The organism is Arthrobacter sp. N1 (assembly GCF_048288285.1).
In the GTDB taxonomy this organism is placed as follows: Bacteria; Actinomycetota; Actinomycetes; order Actinomycetales; family Micrococcaceae; genus Arthrobacter_D.
Genome location: NZ_CP102608.1, coordinates 682139 through 702689 on the forward strand (window position 1 = coordinate 682139; position 20551 = coordinate 702689).

18 protein-coding genes and 1 pseudogene are annotated in these 20551 nt (G+C 64.5%); 4 read left to right on the forward strand and 15 right to left on the reverse strand.

The genetic code is table 11. From position 1 onward, the window contains the following. Positions 1–8: 8 nt before the first annotated feature. Together NVV32_RS03205 and NVV32_RS03210 are read right to left on the reverse strand one after the other, a co-directional pair. Complete coding sequence (locus NVV32_RS03205) at positions 9–1379, reverse strand: ammonium transporter (protein ID WP_422391352.1); 1371 nt, start codon at positions 1377–1379, stop codon at positions 9–11. Between the two features lie 124 nt (positions 1380–1503). Beyond that, positions 1504–2211 carry a TetR/AcrR family transcriptional regulator gene (locus NVV32_RS03210; RefSeq protein WP_422391353.1) on the reverse strand — a complete coding sequence of 236 codons (708 nt, stop codon included), beginning with the start codon at positions 2209–2211 and terminating at the stop codon, positions 1504–1506. Positions 2212–2402: 191 nt separating this feature from the next. On the opposite strand from NVV32_RS03210, the gene glnT reads away from it, so the two are divergent. The 3 genes from glnT to NVV32_RS03225 all read left to right on the forward strand — a co-directional run bounded on the left by glnT (position 2403) and on the right by NVV32_RS03225 (position 5756). Then, positions 2403–3764, forward strand: coding sequence for a type III glutamate--ammonia ligase (gene glnT / locus NVV32_RS03215; RefSeq protein WP_422391354.1), 1362 nt, complete (start codon positions 2403–2405; stop codon positions 3762–3764). A 6-nt stretch (positions 3765–3770) separates the two neighbouring features. After that, entirely contained in the window at positions 3771–4766 is a 996-nt protein-coding gene (locus tag NVV32_RS03220) for an alpha/beta fold hydrolase (protein WP_422391355.1), read from the forward strand. Between the two features lie 105 nt (positions 4767–4871). Beyond that, complete coding sequence (locus tag NVV32_RS03225) at positions 4872–5756, forward strand: NAD-dependent epimerase/dehydratase family protein (RefSeq protein WP_055769770.1); 885 nt, start codon at positions 4872–4874, stop codon at positions 5754–5756. A 223-nt stretch (positions 5757–5979) separates the two neighbouring features. Here the strand turns inward: NVV32_RS03225 and NVV32_RS03230 are convergent, their stop codons facing one another. From NVV32_RS03230 to NVV32_RS03260, 7 genes are all read right to left on the reverse strand, one after another. Further along, positions 5980–7680: a DUF222 domain-containing protein gene (locus tag NVV32_RS03230; protein ID WP_422391356.1), complete on the reverse strand. Its 1701-nt coding sequence runs from the start codon at positions 7678–7680 to the stop codon at positions 5980–5982. 189 nt (positions 7681–7869) lie between these two features. Further along, positions 7870–8748 carry a GntR family transcriptional regulator gene (locus NVV32_RS03235; protein ID WP_422391357.1) on the reverse strand — a complete coding sequence of 293 codons (879 nt, stop codon included), beginning with the start codon at positions 8746–8748 and terminating at the stop codon, positions 7870–7872. Positions 8749–8768: 20 nt separating this feature from the next. Further along, positions 8769–8912: a hypothetical protein gene (locus NVV32_RS03240; RefSeq protein WP_422391358.1), complete on the reverse strand. Its 144-nt coding sequence runs from the start codon at positions 8910–8912 to the stop codon at positions 8769–8771. 97 nt (positions 8913–9009) lie between these two features. After that, entirely contained in the window at positions 9010–10035 is a 1026-nt protein-coding gene (pdxA, locus tag NVV32_RS03245; RefSeq protein ID WP_422391359.1) for a 4-hydroxythreonine-4-phosphate dehydrogenase PdxA, read from the reverse strand. After that, entirely contained in the window at positions 10032–11327 is a 1296-nt protein-coding gene (locus NVV32_RS03250) for a four-carbon acid sugar kinase family protein (protein WP_422391360.1), read from the reverse strand. The genes pdxA and NVV32_RS03250 overlap by 4 nt, the downstream gene beginning before the upstream one ends. Continuing rightward, positions 11324–12409 (reverse strand): 2-keto-3-deoxygluconate permease, encoded by a 1086-nt coding sequence (locus NVV32_RS03255; RefSeq protein ID WP_422391361.1) that lies wholly within the window; start codon positions 12407–12409, stop codon positions 11324–11326. The genes NVV32_RS03250 and NVV32_RS03255 overlap by 4 nt, the downstream gene beginning before the upstream one ends. Before the next feature lie 651 nt (positions 12410–13060). Continuing rightward, on the reverse strand, positions 13061–13192 hold the full coding sequence (locus NVV32_RS03260; protein WP_422391362.1) for an NIPSNAP family protein: 132 nt from the start codon (positions 13190–13192) through the stop codon (positions 13061–13063). A gap of 250 nt (positions 13193–13442) precedes the next feature. Here NVV32_RS03260 and NVV32_RS03265 point away from each other — a divergent pair, with 250 nt between their 5' ends. Further along, complete coding sequence (locus NVV32_RS03265; RefSeq protein WP_422391363.1) at positions 13443–13901, forward strand: hypothetical protein; 459 nt, start codon at positions 13443–13445, stop codon at positions 13899–13901. Between the two features lie 500 nt (positions 13902–14401). Here NVV32_RS03265 and NVV32_RS03270 read toward each other — a convergent pair whose 3' ends face one another. From NVV32_RS03270 to NVV32_RS03295, 6 genes and pseudogenes are all read right to left on the reverse strand, one after another. Further along, a complete protein-coding gene (locus NVV32_RS03270; protein ID WP_422391364.1) occupies positions 14402–15310 on the reverse strand; it encodes an HNH endonuclease in 909 nt (302 codons plus the stop codon). A gap of 488 nt (positions 15311–15798) precedes the next feature. Continuing rightward, on the reverse strand, positions 15799–16410 hold the full coding sequence (locus NVV32_RS03275; protein ID WP_422391365.1) for a hypothetical protein: 612 nt from the start codon (positions 16408–16410) through the stop codon (positions 15799–15801). 1222 nt (positions 16411–17632) lie between these two features. After that, the gene (locus tag NVV32_RS03280) at positions 17633–17914 is read right to left on the reverse strand and encodes a hypothetical protein (protein ID WP_422391366.1); all 282 of its coding nucleotides are present in this window, start codon (positions 17912–17914) and stop codon (positions 17633–17635) included. 197 nt (positions 17915–18111) lie between these two features. Continuing rightward, positions 18112–18507, reverse strand: coding sequence for a very short patch repair endonuclease (locus tag NVV32_RS03285; protein WP_422391990.1), 396 nt, complete (start codon positions 18505–18507; stop codon positions 18112–18114). 453 nt (positions 18508–18960) lie between these two features. After that, complete coding sequence (locus NVV32_RS03290) at positions 18961–20085, reverse strand: DNA cytosine methyltransferase (protein ID WP_422391367.1); 1125 nt, start codon at positions 20083–20085, stop codon at positions 18961–18963. 62 nt (positions 20086–20147) lie between these two features. Continuing rightward, a pseudogene (locus tag NVV32_RS03295) lies at positions 20148–20415 on the reverse strand (DDE-type integrase/transposase/recombinase); the annotation flags it as partial. Between the last annotated feature and the right edge of the window lie 136 nt (positions 20416–20551).

Below are 20551 nucleotides of genomic sequence, written 5' to 3' on the forward strand. Positions count from 1 at the left end.
GGGTGCCGTCACGGATGACGCTGCGGCTCGACGTTCTCCGCGACATCGGACTCCACGCGCGGGTCGGCCTCCAGCTCATGCAACTGCTCGGCGTGGCCACGGGGTGAGTGGGCCTTGTCCGAGCCGTTCTCGTAGGCGTTCTCGGCGTGGAGCGCGAGATCGAGCCCGCGTGCTTCGACGTCGGCCGGGACCCGGATGCCCATGGTCCTGTCGAGGACCTTCGCCAGCACCCAGGTGACGGTGAAGGTGTAGGTGAAGACGGCCACGATGGCGATGGCCTGGCGGCCCAGGAGATCGAAGCCACCACCGTGGAGCAGGCCCGTCGCTCCGCTCGGGGCCTCCGGCGTCGCGATGAGGCCGATCAGCAGGCCGCCCACCACGCCCCCGATGAAGTGCAGGGCCGTGACGTCGAGCGCGTCATCGAAGCCCAGCTTGTACTTCAGCGACACGGCGAAGTAGCAGACGGCACCCGCCGCGGCACCGATGGCCAGGGCGCCGAGGGGCGTGACCGCACCGCACGACGGCGTGATCGCGACCAGCGCGGCGATGGCGCCGGAGGAGGCGCCGAGAGTGGTGGCGTGTCCGTCGCGGAGGCGCTCGACCAGGAGCCACACACAGACGCCGGCACAGGTGGCGGCGACCGTGTTGAAGGCCGCGACGGCTGCGTTGTTGTCGGCGGCACCGAGGCCGCTGCCGTCGAAGCCGATCCAGCCCGTGAACAGGAGCCCTACGCCGAGCAGCGTGAAGGGTAGGTTGTGTGCCTTCGGCTGGACGGGCCAGGTGCGGCGCTTGCCCAGGACCAGCGCCAGTGCGAGGGCGGCGACGCCCGAGTTGACGTGGATGGCTGTGCTTCCGGCGTAGTCGATGGCGCCGAGCGTGTTGGCGATCCAGCCGCCTTGCACAGCACCGTCCGCCGAATCGAAGGCGAAGACCCAGTGCGCCACCGGGAAGTACACGAGGGTGGCCCACAGGCCGGTGAAGACGAGCCAGGCGCTGAACTTCATGCGGTCTGCGGCGGCGCCGGCCACGATGCCTGCGGTGAGGCCGGCGAACATGAGATGCAGGGCGGCGAGGGCGAGGGGAGGCAGCGCGGCGTCGTCGGGGGCCGTGAGCAGCTGCCCCAGGCCGGCGTACTCGAGCGGGTTGCCGAGCAGGCCCAGCCCGCCGAGGGACGAACCGAAGACCGCGGAGTAGCCGAAGGCCACCCACAGGACTCCGACGACGCAGAAGGAGCCGAACACCATGAGCATCATGTTCATGGTGGTCCGACGGCTGACCATCCCGCCGTAGAAGAGGGCAAGCCCCGGAAGCATCAGTGCGACGGCGACGACGGCGGTCAGAACCCACGCCGTGTTGCCCGCGATTGCAGCAGTGTCCATTCGATTCTCCCTGACGGCTAGAAGCAGGCACCCCGCGGTGGCCGCAGGTAGCAGCGTTTCGATACGCTATCTAAATGCTCGGGGCATGCCTTTTCGATGCCATATCGATATCGTTACGGCCGCGTTAACTCTCGGTCGCCAGATCGACGCCCGCGGACAGGGTTGCCGCCTCGGTCTGGACCGCGGGAAGATCGTCGGGGGCCCGGAGGAGCGACGCGAGCGTGGTGTCGGCACTCAGGGCGGAGACGTCGTCGGACGTGTAGGTGCGCAGGCCGGGTAGTGGCTGGCGGTAGTGGCGCTGGAGGCCCTCGTTGAGGCTCAACGCGGCGGTCGCGGCGGCCTCCGGGTCGACGTCCCTCAGCTCGCCGGCGTCCATGCCCTGCCGGATGATCGATGAGGCAAGCCGATGCAGATCACCGTAGTCCTCGAAGAAGGCGCCGAAGTTCTGCGGTTGCGAGCGTGCGACGCGTTCGAACTCGTAGAAGTCCAGGGGAGAGGCGCACAGCTGGACGGCGTCCGCGTGGAGTACCGCATAGAGCCTGGCTGCTGCGGAGCCCGGTGCGGGTTCCAGCGCCTCTGCCACCTGGAGGGAGCCGCGATTCTCCTCGAGGAGGGCCTGCAGGATGTGCTCTTTGCGGGCGAACCAGTAGTAGACGGACGACTGCCGCAGCCCGGCGCTGCGGGCGATCTCGCTCATCGTCGTCTCGGCGTACCCTTTGGCGACGAACAGTGCCGTCGCCTCGCGGATGATCTCCTGGCGGGGGGATTCGCCGGTCGATCCGCTCAGGCGGGGACGGCCCGCCGTCGCTCCGGTGGTCTTCATCGCTTCCATCCCTGCTCCTAGTGTCATCCGGCGTGCGGCCCGACGGCAGACTATGTCCCCGATCCGTCGAGCAGGTGCGCCCGGCCCGGGTTTTACGCCGCCGTAACAATATCGACACTCTATCGAAATTGCTCGCCGCCAGACTTTCTATAGCTTATCGAAACACTGGTGGGCGTCCCGGAACCGAACAGGAGATCGTCATGAGCGTGACAACAGCAGAAGCAGCCGTCGAGACCGTCCAGCGCAGGCTTCGGGAGGCGGGCGTGAAGTATGCGATGTCGAGCTTCGTGGACCTCCACGGGAACATCAAGACAAAGTTCGTCCCCTTGGCCCACCTGCCGCAGATGGCCGCGGGATCGGAGCTCTTCACCGGCGCCGCGCTCGATGGACTTCCCCAGGACATCAGCGACGAGGAGCTCTCGGCGCGGCCCGATCTCGACAGTGCGGTCCAGCTGCCCTGGCGCAAGGAGGTCGCGTACTTCTCCAGCGACCTGTACCACGAGGGCCAGCCGTTCGAGGCGGCGTCGCGGAACATCCTCAAGCGCCAGCTGGAGGCCGCCAAGGAGCTCGGATTCACGTTCAACCTGGGCATCGAGACCGAGTTCTTCGTCCTCAAGGACACCCCCGACGGCCCCGTGGAGGTCAGCGACCGGGACAACCTCAGCAAGCCCTGCTACACGGCGCCCGCCGCGCTGGACAACTTCGAGTGGCTCACCGAGATAGTGGAGGCGATGAACGAGATGGGCTGGGGCGTCTACTCCTTCGACCATGAGGATGCCCAGGGCCAGTTCGAGATCGACTTCACGTACGCCGACGCCCTCACCATGGCGGACCGCGCCGTCTTCTTCCGCCTGATGGCCAACGAGATGGTCCGGAAGCACGGCTACTTCGCCACCTTCATGCCCAAGCCGTTCGCCGACCGCAGCGGATCCGGCGCGCACTTCAACATGTCCCTCGCGGACATCGAGACCGGCGAAAACCTCTTCGAGACCAACGACGACCCCCGCGGCTGCGGCATCTCCGCCCTCGGCTACCAGTTCATCGCTGGCGTCCTCAAGCACGCGCCCGCCATCTGCGCCGTCATCGCCCCCACGGTGAACAGCTACAAGCGGCTGGTCCGCAAGGGCAGCATGTCCGGATCGACGTGGGCGCCGGTGTTCGTGAGCTACGGCAACAACAACCGCACCAACATGATCCGGGTGCCCCTCGTGGGCGGCCGGGTGGAGTGCCGTGCCGCGGACATCAGCGGCAATCCCTACCTGGGTGCCGCGATCATCCTCGCCGCCGGACTGGAGGGCATCCGCGAGAACCTCGACCCGGGGGAGCCGCACACCGAGAATATGTACAACTACAGCGAGACGGAGATCATCTCCAACGGCCTCGGCCTGCTGCCCCGCAGCTTGGGGGAGGCCATCGAGGAGTTTGCGGCCGACAGCCTGTCCCGCGAGGTCTTCGGCGAGAAGATGTACAACGCCTACATCGACTACAAGAGCCAGGAATGGGACGAATACCAGGCACACGTCTCCGAGTGGGAGACCAAGCGCTACCTGAAGTTCTTCTAGGTCGCCATGCTCGCTGACGTCGACCTCGGCAGGTTCGGGCTGGTCTCCGGCTCGAACCTGCCCTCGGCGCGCCTGGCCTACGAGACGCACGGGAACCTGAACGACGACGGCAGCAACTGCGTTCTGCTGCCCTCCTACTACACGGGCACGTCTTCCAGTTACGCACGGTGGATCGGCCCGGGCCGGCTGTTCGATCCGGCGGACTGGTTCATCGTCGCGGTGAACCTCTTCGGGAACGGGGTGTCCACGTCGCCCTCGCTGGCCCATCCGGACATCGCGGGGGCGGACTTCCCCGACGTGGACATCGCCGACAACGTGATCGCCCAGCACCGGCTCCTCACCCAGCTGGGCGTGAGGCGGATCCGCCTCATCGCTGGCTGGTCGATGGGGGCCCTGCAGGCGTACGAGTGGGCGGCGCGGTACCCGGACCAGGTGGACGCGATCCTCCCGATCGCCGGGGCGGCACGGTGCTCACCGCACAATCTCGTCTTCCTCGAGGGCGTGAAGTCGGCTCTGCTGGCCGATCCGGCCTTTCGGGCGGGTCGTTACGCCGCACCACCGGTGCAGGGGCTCCGCGCATTCGGCACGGTCTACGCGGGGTGGGCGTACTCGCAGGCCTTCTTCCGCGACGGGATGTACCGAGAGTTCGGGTATGCGTCAGTGAACGCGGTGATCCAGGGCTGGGCCACCGATCATGAGCGGGAGGACGCGAACGACCTCCTCGCGATGCTCGGCACCTGGCAACGGGCCGACGTCGGGAAGCACCACCCCGGTGGATTCGAGGGGGCAATGGGAAGCATCACGGCCCGGGCGATCGTGATGCCCGGCAGCACCGACCTCTACTTCCCGCAGGCCGACAGCGAGCGGGAGGTGGAGCTTCTCCAGCATGGGGAGCTGCGTCCGCTGGTGTCCGACCTGGGTCATGTCGCGGGGCGTCCGGGTGTCCGGGAGGCCGAGACTGCGCAGATCGCCACCGTGGTGCGGGAGCTGCTGCGAGGGTGACTCCGTCGGGTGGATGACCGCGGCGTCGTGTATAGGTGAGGACATACGTTCAGAGGTCATCCGTGGCCTGATGCTCGTCACAGCCGTCACCCTCAAGGAGAGTTCATGAAAGTCCTGATCACCGGAGCACACGGCAAAGTAGGCCGAGCCACCACCCAGGCGATGATCGACGCCGGGCACGAGGTCATGACCACCGATCTGACCCGCCCGGGCTTCGACCGCAAGCCCGAGGGCGCCCCGAAGTACACGATGGCCGACCTGACGGACGCGGGCGAGGCTTATGCCGTCGTGCGCGGCGTGGACGCCGTCGTCCACATCGCTGCTATCCCGGAGCCGACCGGCAACCCACCCCACGTGGTCTTCCAGACCAATCTGATGGCGACGTTTAACGTCCTCGAGGCCGCCATCAGCTTCGGGATCAAGCGATTCGTGTACATCTCGAGCGAGACCGTGCCGGGCTTCTTCTTTCCGGAGCGGGATTTCCTCCCCGACTACGCTCCCGTGGACGAGGAGCACCCCATCCGTCCCCAGGATCCGTACGCACTATCAAAGCATTTCGGTGAGCAGCTGATGGACGCGGCCGTTCGGCGGTCGGACATCCAGTGCATCTCGATCCGCCCGTGCTGGGTGCAGTTCGAGGGCAACTACGAACTGAACCTCGGCCCGCAGATCCGCGACAGTTCCGTGTTGAGCCCCAATCTGTGGAGCTACATCGACGCCTACGACCTGGCCGACGCCATCGTGCTCGCCACGGAATCGGACCTGCCGGGTCACGAGGTGTTCTACATCGCGTCGCCCGACAACGTGGGGGGCTACGACTTCGCCGAAGTCCTCGCGCAGTACTACGGCGACCAGATCGAACTCCGTGAGCTGAGCCGGCCGGACGCCTCAGGCATCTCGAGCGCGAAGGCACAGCGGATGCTGGGCTGGACGCCCAAGCGTTCGTGGCGCGACTACCTCGATGCGGACGGCAAGGCCGTTCAGCAGTAGTGCCTGGTACGACACAGGGCGGGACTGGCGTCCCGCCCTGTGTCAGGTCTCGACCGCGCACCCCCTCTCAGTGGGTCCGGTCGGTCCCACGCCTGGCCGCGCTGTCCCTCGCGGGGAAGCTGCCCGTGGACCGGCTGATCTCGCACCGCATCGGCCTCGACGAGGTCAACGAGGCGTCCGACGCAATGCGTCGCGGCGAGCGCGCCCGGAGCGTCATAGTGTTCTAGCCGACGACGACGGCGGAGGTGGCTGGGGCGGCCGTCGTCGAGTACAGCAGCGGGGCGCTTGCAGCAGACCGTCCGCGTTCGGCGCCACGAAGCTGCTCGTGGACGGCGTCCTCCACCTGCCAGTAGGTATTTCTTCGGGGACTCCGATTCGGGTCAAGGTATCCCGGTGGAGTGAACCAAGGGATTCCGTACTTCGGTTCGACGTTCCACTTCCCTTCGTGAATCACATGATGATGCCGCGAGCACAGGAGGACGCCTTGGCTGATACTCGTTGTGCCACCTTTGGCCCAGGGCGTTATGTGGTGGGCCTCGCACCAGGTTGCCGGAATGGAGCAGTCCGGGAACGCGCAGCCCTTGTCTCTCGCAACGAGTGCCCGTCGCAGATGGGCGGGGAAGAGGCGTTGTGCCCGCCCGATGTCGAGGATCTGACCTTGTCCGCCGAGGACCATCGGAATGATGTCTGCATCACAGGCCAGCGTGCGGATGCTCCGTGCGCTCATCTGCTGCCCGAACACAGCGTGGCCGGCACGCTCCATCTGGCCAACGAGGTCGGAATAGCTGATGGTCACCATGACCTGGGGCCGGTGTCCGGCTGCTGCGGGAAGCCTGTCGGTCGACAAAGCGATCCTGCAGGCTGCGACCAGCCCGTCGAGGAGGCTTTGCGGGCGTGTCGGCCGATCTGTATCGCCCGCGCGGATGTCGGCCACGCCGTCATCGCCGGCTTCGCTCTGGCGCCTGCCCGTGGCGCTCCCACCGACGCCACACTCTTCGTTCTCGGCGGCCATCATGTCGGCTCTGTCTCCACCGATGATCGGGTCCCCGGTGTTCTGAAGGGTAATCACATTCCTCCTCGGATTCGTCGCGGTGTTCATGACGGTGACCAGATGCTCGAACTGCTCGTCGGTGGCGCCGATCTCCAGAAGATGCAGACCGTTGCGTCTGCCCTTGAGGAAGACACCCTGCCGTGCCTTGAGGACCTTTTCGGTGGGTTCCAGCCCGTCCTGGTTGAGCACGCCCTCCCAGCGTCGCGCGAGGACCCGCAGGAGGTCTTCGTCCGATTCGACTGCTTGCCGCGTGAGGTGCTGCTCCATCGAAGCGAGTTGCACCGGCGTTGCGAAGGACCGCACCCGTTGCACCGCCTCATGGACGATCGAAGCAGCGCGTCCGCTGACCTGGCCCGCGCTCGTTGCAGCACCGAGGGTGCTCATCGACGCGGGAGTGGCAGAGCCGATTGCAGTGACGCCGGGCAGGAGACTTGCCGCGAGCCTCAATCGGCGGTTCGCCTCAGTGCGGCTGATGCCGAGCCGGGCCCGCAGGAAGTCAGCACAGGTCCTGAATTCGGGGCGGAACCCATCATCGTTCCGCTGTTCGGCGCCTGCTGAAGTGCTGCCGCCGTCGTTGACGTCGTCCTGCACTGTCGACAGGCTTTGCTGCGCCCGCACGCGGAGGGATCCAGCGGCCTCCTGCTCCCCGGCGCCGGTGACTCCGTGTTCCTGCGCAGCTCCAGCGGCAACGATCTGGAGATGATCGATGACCTTCGAGAGCTCTTCGATGTCCACGAGTGCTCGCACGACGTCGTGCCTGCTGAGAAGGAGGTGACGCCCCTTCAGTTCCCGCGCGAAAGCGAGCAAGTCCGACCGCATCGACTCCAGGGAGGTACCAAGTCCCTCGGAATGCTCGAGCGGTGCGATGTCCATGCCTCATTTTATCGAACACGCGTACTATTACAGTGGGCCCGGACTCTTTGTGGAGGAGGAGTCGAGCACTCTTCCTCCACCGCCGTCGGCTGTCATCGCCGGTCGTGCCAGCGAGTCGGTGTACCGGAAAATCGCCGAGCCGTGGCGCCATCAGGCACATCTTGCTCGTACAGCCTGGGCTGAAGCCGATCAGCGCTCCGTGGTCGAGAGACCATCCGCGAAGCGCATGAGCTCTGCGCCCAGCCGGCGGGCGCGGTCGGCCAACGCCTCAGCGGTATCAACAGCAGACGGCGCCGGGCTGCCCGCCGGAACCTGCGCGACGGGCTCCCGCTGGATGTCGATGTCGAACACCACGTGGTCCGGGTGGTGCCAGGTCGAGAACACCTCGACCGGTCGACCGTCCTGATCGAAGCTCGTCCCCTCCAGCAGCAGCACGGGTGACGACGCTTCCAGCTGCAGCAGCCGCAGCAGGTCGCCGTCGCCCGGAACCGCCCGGATCTGCCGCTTGCCGGAGGTGATGCGCACTCCGTACTTCTCACCGAGCACCTCATGGAGGGACGCATCGTGTAGGGCTTCCGCGGTCAGGTCGGCGAATGTCGGTGCCGGTAGCCACGTGTGGATGACGGCGATGGGCACGCCGTCGGCCGTCCGCAACCGCTCGAGGAAGAGGACCTGCGGCGTCTCGAGGACCGCGGTCGATGGATCGGCGTCCTGCAGGGACAATGACAGCACTTCAGTACCGACGCTCGCCCCGGTACTGCCCAGCTGTGCCGATAGCCCTGAGGTGCGGTGCACCAGCCGGTGGTGTTCCCGCCGGGGGGCAACGGTGCTGCCGCGCCCGCGGCCGCGCTCGATCAGCCCTTCATCGGTCAGTGCACCGAGGGCCTGGCGCACCACGGACCGGGACACGCCGTAGCGCACCTGAAGCTGCGCCTCGCTGGGCAGCGAGGTGCCCGGCGGCAGTGAATGGTTCAGGATCTGCGCCCGCAGATGCCCTCGGAGCTGCAGGTGCAGCGGCTCGCTGCTCCCCGCGTCGAGGAGGCGGCCAGGGGTGTCAGGTGTGTCCATCTCGACCACTGTCCCTGCCGTCAGGACGCAGAGTCGGACTCATCCGACTGCGCCGGATTGTCGTCGTCGTGCTCTTCGAGGACCTTGCCGTCGTGGACCCGCTTGAGCTCGATGCCCTCGAGGTAGCTGGGGATGGGTGGGTCGAGGTCTTCGTCGCTGGTCATGATTCCGATCCTAGGCGTCCGGAGAGGACAAGCCGCGACGGCGTCGGTGGCTTGTCCTCTCCTGGTCGTCGGGCACGGTGGTTCACCGCGGGAAGACCTACTTCTTCTGCGCGGTCCGCCAGACGTGGTCCCAGCCTGGCGCCAGGGCAGCAGCCCGGCGCATCGACAGCACGAGGCTCGCCTCGCGGGCGATGCCCTGCCCGGCGATGTCGAACGCCGTGCCGTGGTCCACCGAGACACGGACGACAGGCAGGCCGACGGTGATGTTCACGCCGTCGTCGCCGTAGACCGCCTTGAAGGGTGCGTGGCCCTGGTCGTGGTAGCAGGCGATGACCATGTTCCACTTGCCCTTGACCGCGGCGGGGATGAGCGCGTCCGCGGGAATGGGTCCATGCACGTTGATGCCGTTCTCGCGGGCGGCGGCGACGGCGGGGGCGAGGATGTCGGCGTCCTCGTCGCCGAACAGGCGGTTCTCGCCGGCGTGCGGGTTGAGTCCGGCGAGGCCGATCGGCTCGTCCGGGTTGCCGAGGGCCTTCGTGAACGCACTGACGAGTTCGATCACGTTGGTGGTGCGTTCCGGCGTGACGTCCTCGATGGCCTGCCGCAGGGAGACGTGGGTGGTGAGGTGGAAGAAGTAGAGGTCGCCCGCGGAGAGGACGAGGCTGAAGTTCTCCACGCCGAACTCGTGCGCGAGCAGCTCGGTGTGGCCGGGCCATTTGTGCCCGCCGGCGTGCATCGCGGCCTTGTTGAGCGGTGCGGTGACGATGCCCTGGACCTTGCCTTCGCGGGCCAGGCGACAGGCCTCGACGACGAAGCGGTAGGAGCCGTCGCCCGCGGCGGGGCTGAGCTCGCCGAGCTTGACGTCTGCGAGTGACGGGCCGGTCTGGAGAAGCTCGATGATGCCGGGCTCGTTCGTCGCGTCCTCGATCGAGGACAGCACGCGGACCGTGTCCGGGTCGCCGCCCACGTTGGTGACGCCCTGGCGCATGGCGGCCTCGTCGCCGATGACGACGGGCACGCATTCCTGCCGGACGTCGTCGTGCCCGAGGAGGGACTTCGCGGTGATCTCCGGCCCGATGCCGGCGACGTCGCCGAGGGTGACGGCGAGGGTGGGGATGCTCATGTGGATGCCTCCGTGGGATGTTCGCGGGTGGTGAGGGTTCGGGTGAGTTCGGTGACAGTGTCGAGCAGGGCGGTGACGGGCCCGAAGCCGCCGGCCTTCGTGACGACAATCATTCCAGCGGCGGTGCCGCCTTCGACGACGCCGACCGGGATGCCCTCCTGGATGGCGCCGGTGATGCGCAGCGCCTGGGCGCGCGTGGCGTCGAGCACGGCGCGGGCTCCGTCGCCGCCGACGAGCACGAGGGCTCCGACGGAGGCGCGGGCCAGGGTCTGCTGCACCACCGACGCGAGGCTGTTCGCGATGGCGGCGCCGCTGAGGGTCTCGGAGCCACCAATCGCCTCGGGGGAGAGGATGACCACCACCCGCGGGAGGGACTCCGGTGACTCCAACTCCCCGGCGGCCCATTGCGCGAGGCCGTTCGGCAGGTCGAGCAGCGAGTCCCCGGGCTGCAGGATGCGGAGCTCGGACGCGTCCAGGTGGGCGCGCAGGTGGTCGGTCTGCGCGCGGGCGACGTCGTGCAAGGAACTGACGACGACGACGATCCGCTGCCCCTGCGCCGCGGGCGCCGGTTCCGGGGCAGTCAGCTCCCTGGCGGCGTCGGCCCAGGCTTCCGCCATCGCCGCGGCGAGACCCGCTGACCCGGCAGGGATCGCCGTCGGACCGGCGACGACGAGCGCGGCCGCGAGGGTGCCGAGGTCGTCGTCGGAGGCCGCATTGACGACGACGACGCCGCTACCCGCCGCGTCCCGAAGGGCCTGTGCATCCCGGTCGGCCGAGCCGCTGAGGCTGATCGTCGTCTTGCCGGGCAGGAGCTGCGAGAACTCGCTCGTCGGGACCGGCGTGACCGGATCACGGCCCGCGGGGGAGTCCTCGACCGGTCTGCCGTGCACGCGCAGCAGGCCGTCCTCGACGGTGCGCCCCATCGCCGGGTAGGCCGGGCAAACGACGGCGAAGGAGCCGGGGTGCCGCTCCTGCCAGGCGTCGAGGGCCCCGGCCACCTGTGCCGGGACGCTGCCGCGCATGGTGGAGTCGATCTTCAGGTACAGGCGGTCGGCCCCGGCGGTGACGAGGTTCCTGATGGCGCTCGCCGTGGCCTGCCGGGCGGTCGTCGGATCCATGGCGCGGGCGTCGGTGTTGACCGCCAGGGCGCTGCCGGGTGCCACCGAATCCGGGAGCAGTTCGCCCAGCAGCAGCCGGGAGGACCAGCCGGTGCGGGAGAACTGGACCACGGAGTCCGTGGCGCCGGTGACGTCGTCGGCCGCGATGCCGACGATGGGTGCGGACGGTGTCACGACTGGTCGTCGTCCTGCGTGCGGCGGCGTCGGGTGGTGGGCGCGGACGGATCACCCGCAGGTGGGAGTTCGGAGGCGGACGTCGGGGTGACCGCGACGGCGTCGTCCGTGTCCAGCCCGCCCTGGCGCTTGAGCACCCAGGTGGCCAGCAGCGGGGCGAAGATCGCGGTGACCAGGACGGCCGAGGCGACCTGCGCCGTCGCGACCTCCACGAACGGCGAGAAGGTCGGGTCGGCAGCTGCGACGATCGCCGGGGTCGCGATCGAATTGCCGGCCGTGGTCGCGGAGGCGATACCGATGCCTGACTTGATGCCGCGGCGGAGGATGAACCGGTAGCCGATGTAGACGAGGGTGCCGGTGATGAGGGTGGCGGCGATGCCGACGAAGATGCCGCTGAGGCCGCCAGTGATGACGTTGCGGAGGTCGATGCCGGTGCCGAGGGCGAAGGCGAAGAACGGGATCACGATGTTCGGCACGGGCCGCATGACCTCGGTCCACTTGGCGTCGAGGTTGCCGACGATGAAGCCGAGGATCAGGGGGATGACGGCGGCGAGCAAAGTGAGGAACGGAATGTTTCCGAGGCCGGAGATGCCGAGGAAGAGGAGTGTGAAGAAGGGGCCGTCGTTGACGGCGGACGCCATGTAGGCGCCGCGGTCGCGGTAGTCGCCGTAGCGTCCGGTGAAGGCGAGCCAGAGGCCACCGTTGCTGTTGTCGAAGCTCGCGAGGAGGGCGAGGATCGAGATCCCGAGGATGCCGTCGATGCCCACCACGAGGCCGAGGCCTGCCACGAGGGCGGCTGGGATGATCGTCTTGAACAGCAGGACGACGCCAGTGGTCGCGAGCACGGGGCCGGAGGCCTTGGCGGTGATCTGCATGCCGGTGGCGAAGATCAGCACGGCGATCAGCGGGAGGGCCGATTCGGCGAACAGGGCGGTGGTGAAGCTGCCGAGTTCGAGGAAGCCGGGAGCGAACGTCCCGACGATCGAACCGAGGATCAGGGGGATCAGCATGAGGCCGCCGGGGATGCGGTTCATGCCGTCGAACAGGGGAATGCGGGACTTTGGAAGCGATTCGGCTGCCATGGCGAATCTTCTCTCTGTGCGCGGAGGTGGGTGCGTACTTGGAGTACGGACAAGATGTACCAATGGTACGGGGAGTGCCGCGGGTCACACAAGCAATTCAGTAGCCTTCTGGTTTCCCAAGCCTTGGGAGCTACTGCCCGCTGATGATCGGAGTCTGGGAGACCATCCCAGACTCCGGCGCGGGCCCGCACCACGGCGGCAACGGCCCGGACGTGGCATACCGCTTCTTGAGGAACGGCACCGTTGCAATTCATGACGACGGCTGTTCACTTATCCGTGGGTGTGAAAGGGAGCGAGCCCGGGGCGCGCGGCACAACATGGATCGCCCGCGCGGACGGCACGCGCATCGCGGCGAGCTGCTTCCGCGGTGTGGGAGCGGGCTGGAGGAGCAGATAGGCGAGCAGTCCCAAGGCTTTCCGGCCGCGGGGCTACCGGTCTCCTTCCGTCGCCTGCGCGGTGGCTACCGGGCGGCGGCGACCGGGTAGAGGTCGGTGCCCTCGAGCATCACCGAGTCGATCTTCGCCGACAGCGCGCCGTCTACCTCGGACGCCGACTTCGCATCAATCTACCGCTGGTCCGCCTGGAAGGTTGCCCAGTTCACCTTCGGGTCGCCGTCGTGCTCGAGGATGTAGACGAGGACGTCGTCGGTTCCTAGGGGGCCCAATCGCCGAGGCTCTTCATGTTGTGCTCGGTGAGAAGATTGATCGTGTTGTCCCGGAAGCGCGCCATCAGGGCAGCCATCCTGCCCGGGTTGGCGGTGTAAGTGCGGAGTTCGTAGGTCATGCGTGCTCCTGTGCAGACGACGGCAGCGTGGACGACGAATGGAGGCGCTGGCGCCCACGACCCAGCCCAGCATAGGCACGGGCACCGCCGACTCGACGCATTCTTCGGACTGGCAGATTCCCGGTCCGGTGGTGGTCCACTGAAGCCCACGACGTCGCAATTCGTGCCGCCGGAGCTTGTTGTCTTTGCCCAAATGTCGGTGCCGCCACCGACCATGGTCCTTTATGGGAGCTGTTGCGATGGAGACTGAATGCTCGGAATAGCGGAACTGACCGATACCCACCTCGAACTGATGCTTGGTTTCCAGTGGGAGGAATCCCTGGAATGGCGGGCCCAGTTAGGCCGACGCCACACGGGCTGGCACGAGCTGACATCGGTCAGTCAACTGGTGGGACTCGTCCAGATGATTGGCGGAGAGGGTGACTGGTTCACGGCACAGACCAGGGGAGAGGCGCCCCGTCGGTATGCGCAGGCGATGAACACCGGTTCTGGGTACCTGGTGGAGGTTGCGCAGGTGGACGGCGGAATCACGCGTAACTGGCGGATCGGACTAGGTGTCGCGGCAGACAATGCAGGAAACCTGCCCTTCTCGGCCCCCACCCAGGCACAGAATCTCATTTTCGCAGCAGTGGTGGAGGTGCTCATCTCCTGGTTTCGAGGGAGCGGTCTCCCGCTGGGGTACGGAGCTGCACTGCGGATCTACGGCTGAGACCCGGTATCTTCGGCATTGCCAGACCGTGGTCTTCGGCTCCTTCTGGATTGAGCGCCGCGGAGCCTCATGTGAGTCAGTCGGGCTGTAGAAGTCACCGACGATTCGCTTATATCTACTCCGTCCTGTTGGCGGTGACGGTTCGTTCACTGGAGCCTGAAATCCTGATGCATTCCTGTACTTTTTCCTTCAGAGTCAGGCATCGGGGCTCTCCTAGGCTTACTCAGCAGAGACATGGGGCAGACAACGTGGAAGCAGGAAGTGGCGTTGCCGAGAAAGCGCAACGAATAGGTGAGTGTGTTTTCGGGTTGGAAGCAGAACTCAAGCAGCTGAAGGCCGACCTCGAGCAATCGCGGAAGGCGTAGCAGGCATGGCTCGCCGGCATAAGGGCAATAAGTTCGGCGCCTGGTTCCCGAGTAGCCGGCGTAGCTTTTGGAGAAGCGCTTTTGCCACGCCCCGGCGTGCCCGCTGCTCCTCAGGTCACCGACGTTTCATAGAGGTTACGCAAGCTCTTGCCGGTGTTGTTGCCAGTGAAGCTTCAACCACTTCCTCTGACCGGGGCTCAGGGTGACCTGCAGTGGCTGCGAATCAAGCCTTACGTACTCCGGGAACCCATCAAGGCCCCGCTGACTGATGAGCATTGTCGTAGGTTCTACCGCCAGGCACCCCAGGTCGAAAAGTTGGTGCAGGTCTTTTCGAAGTAGTAGACCGCCTTCCTCGTGGTGCTCTCCACTAGTTGCGAAGCTGTACAAGTGAGCGGCGTCAAGAGCTTCTTTAGGACAGGGGCCAGAGATTGCACAATTCTCTTTGTACCTATCCAGCAACCGTTGCCGGAACGCGGCCTGACCTATGCGCACACGCACAGTTGCGAGTGAGTGCCCTCCGGCGATCTGCTTTTGCAGGTTCACAACCTGTTGGAGCGGAGCGGAACCTGTTCTCTCAACTACTGCCTCGGAGAACTTCTTCCAGTCGATCCGCCTGATGCTGTGCTGCGTTCCCTCACTCCCAAGACACATAGCTCTGAGGTCCTGGCTCGGGACCGTGGTGAGGTTCTTCCACCCGAAGGAGTACAGCGCCGTGTAATGAGTAACCGCGACCTCCCTCGACGTCGGGTCGGTAAAGCCCTCCCGTCCTTTTTCGCAACTTCCGCACCGGTAGTTTCCAAGCGTCTTCCGGTAGTTGATGTTCGAACCTCCGCAGAACTTGCACCACCTCAGTGTTTTCACGCCGTCCTCGGGGACGACTCTTTCGATCACGGAGTATCCGAGACTGATCTTCTTGTTGCGAACCACGATGTAATCGCCATCTTTGATCTCTCTACTGTGGGCGACGTTGCTGTCCCAGCGGTACAGGGACTCTGGTTCGTCGGCATACCCGTCGTTTCCGCCGTAGGTCCGGACGTCCCCCATGGCTGAGACCAGCCAAGCATTACCTGTCATCTGCTTTGTGCCCCCGCATCTGCGTCTGATATCTGTACTCCGATAATCACACAGCTACGTGCGTGGGACGGGTTGCACGAAGTCGAGTCCTGGTAAATTTTCTTGTTTCTAAGGGGGGCGTCCATATGGGCAGTTCTCGGACGGCGTCGCGCCTTGCCCTCCGTCGCACCTGCAGCGCCAACCGTCAGGGAACGTCCATTGTCAGGAGTGTCCGAATGATGAAGATGCCCCGCTTTCGGCCACTTCGTACATGTAGCCGACGTACTCCTTGAGCTTCACCAGCTCGGCATGCCGCCGACCAAGGCCACCAACCTGGCTCGCAGACAATGCACAGGCTCCACGAGGGCGTACGTCTGCGACTATCCCACCGCGATTTCCTCGGTGACGCTAGACCCTGTCATGAAGCGGCACTAGTTGATTATCTGAAGACCATTTGGAAGCTTCGTCGGTGACGACCGCTATTCAGTGCGGCTCGCACCGTCCGGAACCCAGCCATAGTTATTCAGTTCTCGTTGCGCCTTTCGAGCTTGTGTACCAGCCTTGCTCAACTTTCGGAACTGAGAAGGCTCTATCCAGGCCAGCACGCTCTCCTTCACCGAAGCAATGAACGACGCCAATTGTCCAAAGATTGCGAAGGTATCAAGAGCCTTCGAAAGATCCTGATTCCCGACGAACTGGCGAACCACAAGCCAAAGCACAATTACACCTAAATATACGAGGATGGCAGTTGCGGCATCAACCCGTTGCTTCTGAGTGCCATGAGGGTGTGCGCCATAAGCAAAAGCGGTCAAAACAACCACGAAAGGTGTTGCGGAAAGCAGAAAAGGAAAGAATTGATCCGATCCCGAAAACCCAAGCCAAGCGGCGATGCAGACCGCACCCGCACCTATCGAAACGAGCATCTTCAATCCGTGGTCAGCAGCACCGTGCTCCCATTTCAAAGAGTCATCAATGTTGGCTTGTTCTTGCAGTTCGCGGTAAGGCTTGAGGGACGCTTGCTGCCGAGCAGGGAATGTTCGAGCCAATTCTTCTCGGGCGGCTTTGACCGTACTTGGCTTATGTCGTGTCACTTAGTTCCTAAGGTCGATTCTTCCAGTGGCTCCCAAACTTCCATTCAAGGAGCAACAACTCTCACTTTGAGCGCTGTCATAAGTATTCGGCAACCGTATCTAAAAATTCTCCTCGCCCAGGCCAAGCCTAAGCACTAACGTTGGAGTCGATGGCTCGCGTCCAGCGAACCAGAACGCAGCATCTTTCGTGCGTCCCTGCTACCGTCAACAGCGCTCCTCCTGGATAACACCTTATGCCGGCCCTTTGCTCGCAACTTCATCATTGACTGCCCACTCATGAGCGCTCTGAAGGATCAGCTGCGGCGGAAAGCTGCCTTGCCCGGGCGTTCAGCAATGCTTCAGCCATCCGGCACGGTACGGCCACGCATTTCGAGTGCACAACCACTGCACCTGCACGGTTGCCCAATTTCTCACCATAGCGCCCTTCACGACCTGGACGACTTCACCGGGATAGATGAGGCCAGCCCAAGCCGGTAGGGGCTTCTTTGTCGTCTGGTACATGCCTGGGTCGGCTCCGGTTGCGACGCGAGCGGAACGAACCGGTCCTGTTACGGAGGGGGCACGCCAGTCAGTGTAAGGTGCTTTCTCTGTGGATGACCGTGACGTTCCCCTATGGCTATGGGCCCTACCCGGGTTCACTTGGTAAGCCCTTTTGAGCCATTGCTTTGTCTTTCAGCGCTTTCGCCACGGCACTGGTTTGTGGCTGCTCCCTAGTGAGGCCATCTCGATTGATTGAGGTTTTGGCTTGAACAGGAGCCGGCGTTCCACGGCAAGAAGCGCATGCGCTTTGAAGACAGTGTTGGCGATGTCATGGAGATGCTTGAACCGGTTCCCGCCCCCGCTGTCCGCCCAGAACGTGCTGAAATGTCCGTCGAAGCTGTCATCCGGCGAATTGTCGCCAGCGGCACGCTAGGCGAGGATCCCGGCGGCGACGTCGTTGATGCACCCCTGCTGGTTGCTCTCCCCGTAGGTGATGACGAGCTTGGCCGCCGCGTCCTGCGCCAAAACGTCCGTCAACGAGGGGGTCGTATAGCAGCTGGAGGACGAAGGGACGGACCTCGAACTGCCAGGTCCATAAGTCTGCGCCTGTCGCGGCCGTTTTGGGAGACGCTGGGAAACTGGTGCTTCATGACCTGCTGCGTTAGCACCGGCGCCGGGTCCGCGCCCCGGGCAAGTGCTTCATCTGCAAGCGTCAGGAAGAGTCGGGACTCGGGTCCGTCCGTCACCCCGGGTGCCTCTTTAGGTTGAACACCAGCCCCAGGGAGATGAGCCACGCCATGTTGGTCCGGCCGCCTCGAGTCCCGTCGCGCCTGCGGCCGGGTCTCTTGATTTCTGCGTGTTCGAGCATCTCCTCGAAGCGCACGTGGACTTTGCATTGCCCGAACCACTCGGCCTCCGCCAGGACCTCCTCGACGAGGGCGAGCTCCAGCGGAACGACCGTCAACTCCCGGGCGGGTCGGGAGAACATTCGGTAGCGGTAGGACGGTTCGGTGGCGCCGAGCATGCGTTGAGATCCTTTTGTAGTGTGCCGGGAACGGGCCAACCACTGCGCCATCAGCGGAGCCAGACCATCGGCACCGGCGTATGCCGTCTGCCCGCTCACCAGGGGTGCGACAAGCTCAACAGCTTCACGCAGGCCCTCCGAAGAGTGCGAAATCCTCAAGAAGAGTGCGTTCTGCACACGGTGTCCTGGCTTCCCGCCTATTCCGGTGGATTGCGCGCTGGGGCCGGGGCCCGAGCCGCCGTCTCAACTGCGTCGGCCGCGTTCAATAAGTCCCCGTGCTCCCAAAATCTGAGAACTGTCCATCCTGCAACCTGCAACCGGTCGTTAGTGTCAGCGTCTCGCGCCCGGTTGCCATCAAGCTTGCGTTGCCACCAGGATTGATTGTTCTTCGGCTGAGTTCCGTGCATGGGGCACCCGTGCCAAAAGCATCCATCGATGAATACCGCCACCTTGGCACGCGTAAATAGGATGTCCGCTCGCCGGCGGGGAATGCCCGGGAGCGGAGCGTCCACCCGATACCGCAGACCCCGGCGGTGGAGTTCTCGGCGGAGAATCATCTCCGGAGCGGTGTCCCTCCTGGGGTAACGAGCCATACGAAGGGACAGAGCTGGATCCACCCATGCTTCTGCGGGGAAGGGAGGAATGACCAGCGAGCTCCGGTACTCATCGTCTTTCACGAACACTTCCTTTGTGTGGGAAGGCGGTCTTCAATGCATTCTGCAGGATTAATTCTCAGAGCCGATGCGATAAGTTGGAGAACCGTATAGGCCGATGACCTTCTGGTTGTGGTGGTCCAATCAGGCTGATGAGCGCCACCACTTTTGACGCAGTGTCGGCGGTGCCTTTCCTGGACGTGATTCCTTGATGCATTGGCTATTGGTCGAAGAGTGGGCCGGCGACGTGCGGGATCGCGTCTAGCCGATTGTGGTGAAGCATTTTAGGCGTACTAGGAAAGCCAGCTTCGTCTCCGATGTTCACTCGGTCCTCGTTGCAGGTTCCCGGCCGGGGCGCTAAGCCGTGGTATCCAAAACGGTACGAAAAGGGGTCTATTCCTTCGGAATAAGATTGGCCAAAGACGGCTCCACGGATTCATACTCCACGCCCGCGAAACTGTCTAGGAGAGCTTCGAAAATTACACGAGCGCCCTCGACTGGCACTGCCATACCAATTTGCTTTCGCACAGACTCCTTCGAGCCGTGGAAGATAAAGCGGTCTGGAAAGGTTTGAAGGCGCGCGCGCTCCCGGTTGGTTAGAGCACGAGGTTCCGTCCAGTGATAGATGTGGGTTCCGCCACCGCCCGAGCCGGTGACCGTGTAAGCGGGCCTTTCCGGATGCAGTCGCTTGTAGATCGAGGAAAGTTTCGTCTTAGTCTTGATCTGAAGGTGCTCCGGGATGTCTGCATGCCAGGCGTTGCCACCGGCCGGTATGAATCCCAGGCGCTCAATGACGGTGTCGGACTGCTTTGTTGGCTCCTGGTTGGTAGCCCACGTGGGTATGCCTTCCAAAGCAGTCCTGGCGCTCACGTCTCGATCAGCGTAGGGCTTTGGGCTGGGCACCTTGAATTCGACCTCCAGCTCCTTCTTGATGCCGATGACGATCATTCGGTGTCGAGCCTGCGGGACACCGTACTGCTCGAAGCGGTAGTAGTGCGGGTAGATGCGGTAGCCGGCCGCGATCATATCGGAGAAGATGCGCTTCAGTGCGACCCCGCCGTCGGCCCGAATGCCCCCGACGTTCTCGGCCAGAAACCAGTCGGGCTTGAACTCCTCTAGAGCCTTGACGCCGTAGGTGTAGAGCGGGCCGAACTTGCCGTCAAAGCCCTTACGCTCTCCTACGAGGCTGAAGTCGTTGCACGGGAAGCCGAACGCTAGACCGTCGATTCCGCCAAGTTGCTTGAGCACCTCGTAGTCCAATGTGCGGATGTCGTGCTGCACCACTGACTTATCATCGGGGTCGTTGCAGACGTTTTGGGCGTAGGTGCGGCAGGTGTCCGCGTCGTAGTCAGTTGCCCACTGGTGGACGATCTCGTATCCGGGTCGAGATGCCAGCTTCGCGGCCAGGCCGAGCCCGCCTGGACCGGAGAACAGCTCGCCGAACCGAAATGTCTTGGTTTTGGTACTTGCGGGAGTGTCGGCGGTGGTCTTTTGGGGGTGTTCAGCTGCGATGGTCACGAGACTCATCCTATCCGCGCAGCTGCTGTTCCGCAGCCTCGCGACCCCGACGTCGATTGCGTCACCGTCTCGGCCAGAGCACTGTCATGTGAGTCGCCAACAGTCCCCCATCGAAGGCGTAGCGCCGATCTCCGGGAGGCGTTGGCCGTAACGAATCGACGAGAACTAGCTGCCCGCATCGCTATGACAGCGCAAATCATCATGGTGGTCACCGCGGTTCCACCTCGCCATCTCGATCGCGTTGAGAACCGTCTCGGTACGCATGCGACTGGCACACCGCCAACCTACGATTATGCGCGAGTACGTATCGATAATGGAGCAGGCATAAGCGAGGTTACGAGACGGCGCAGCGGTGGCTTCAGCTCTCGCCGATCGGCGGCGGCATCCGGTGCGTCGAGAAAGGTATCCAACTGGCAGCGCCCCAGGAAACCGAAGCCTCGAGTCGCTTTCACGCGCTTTGTCGGGA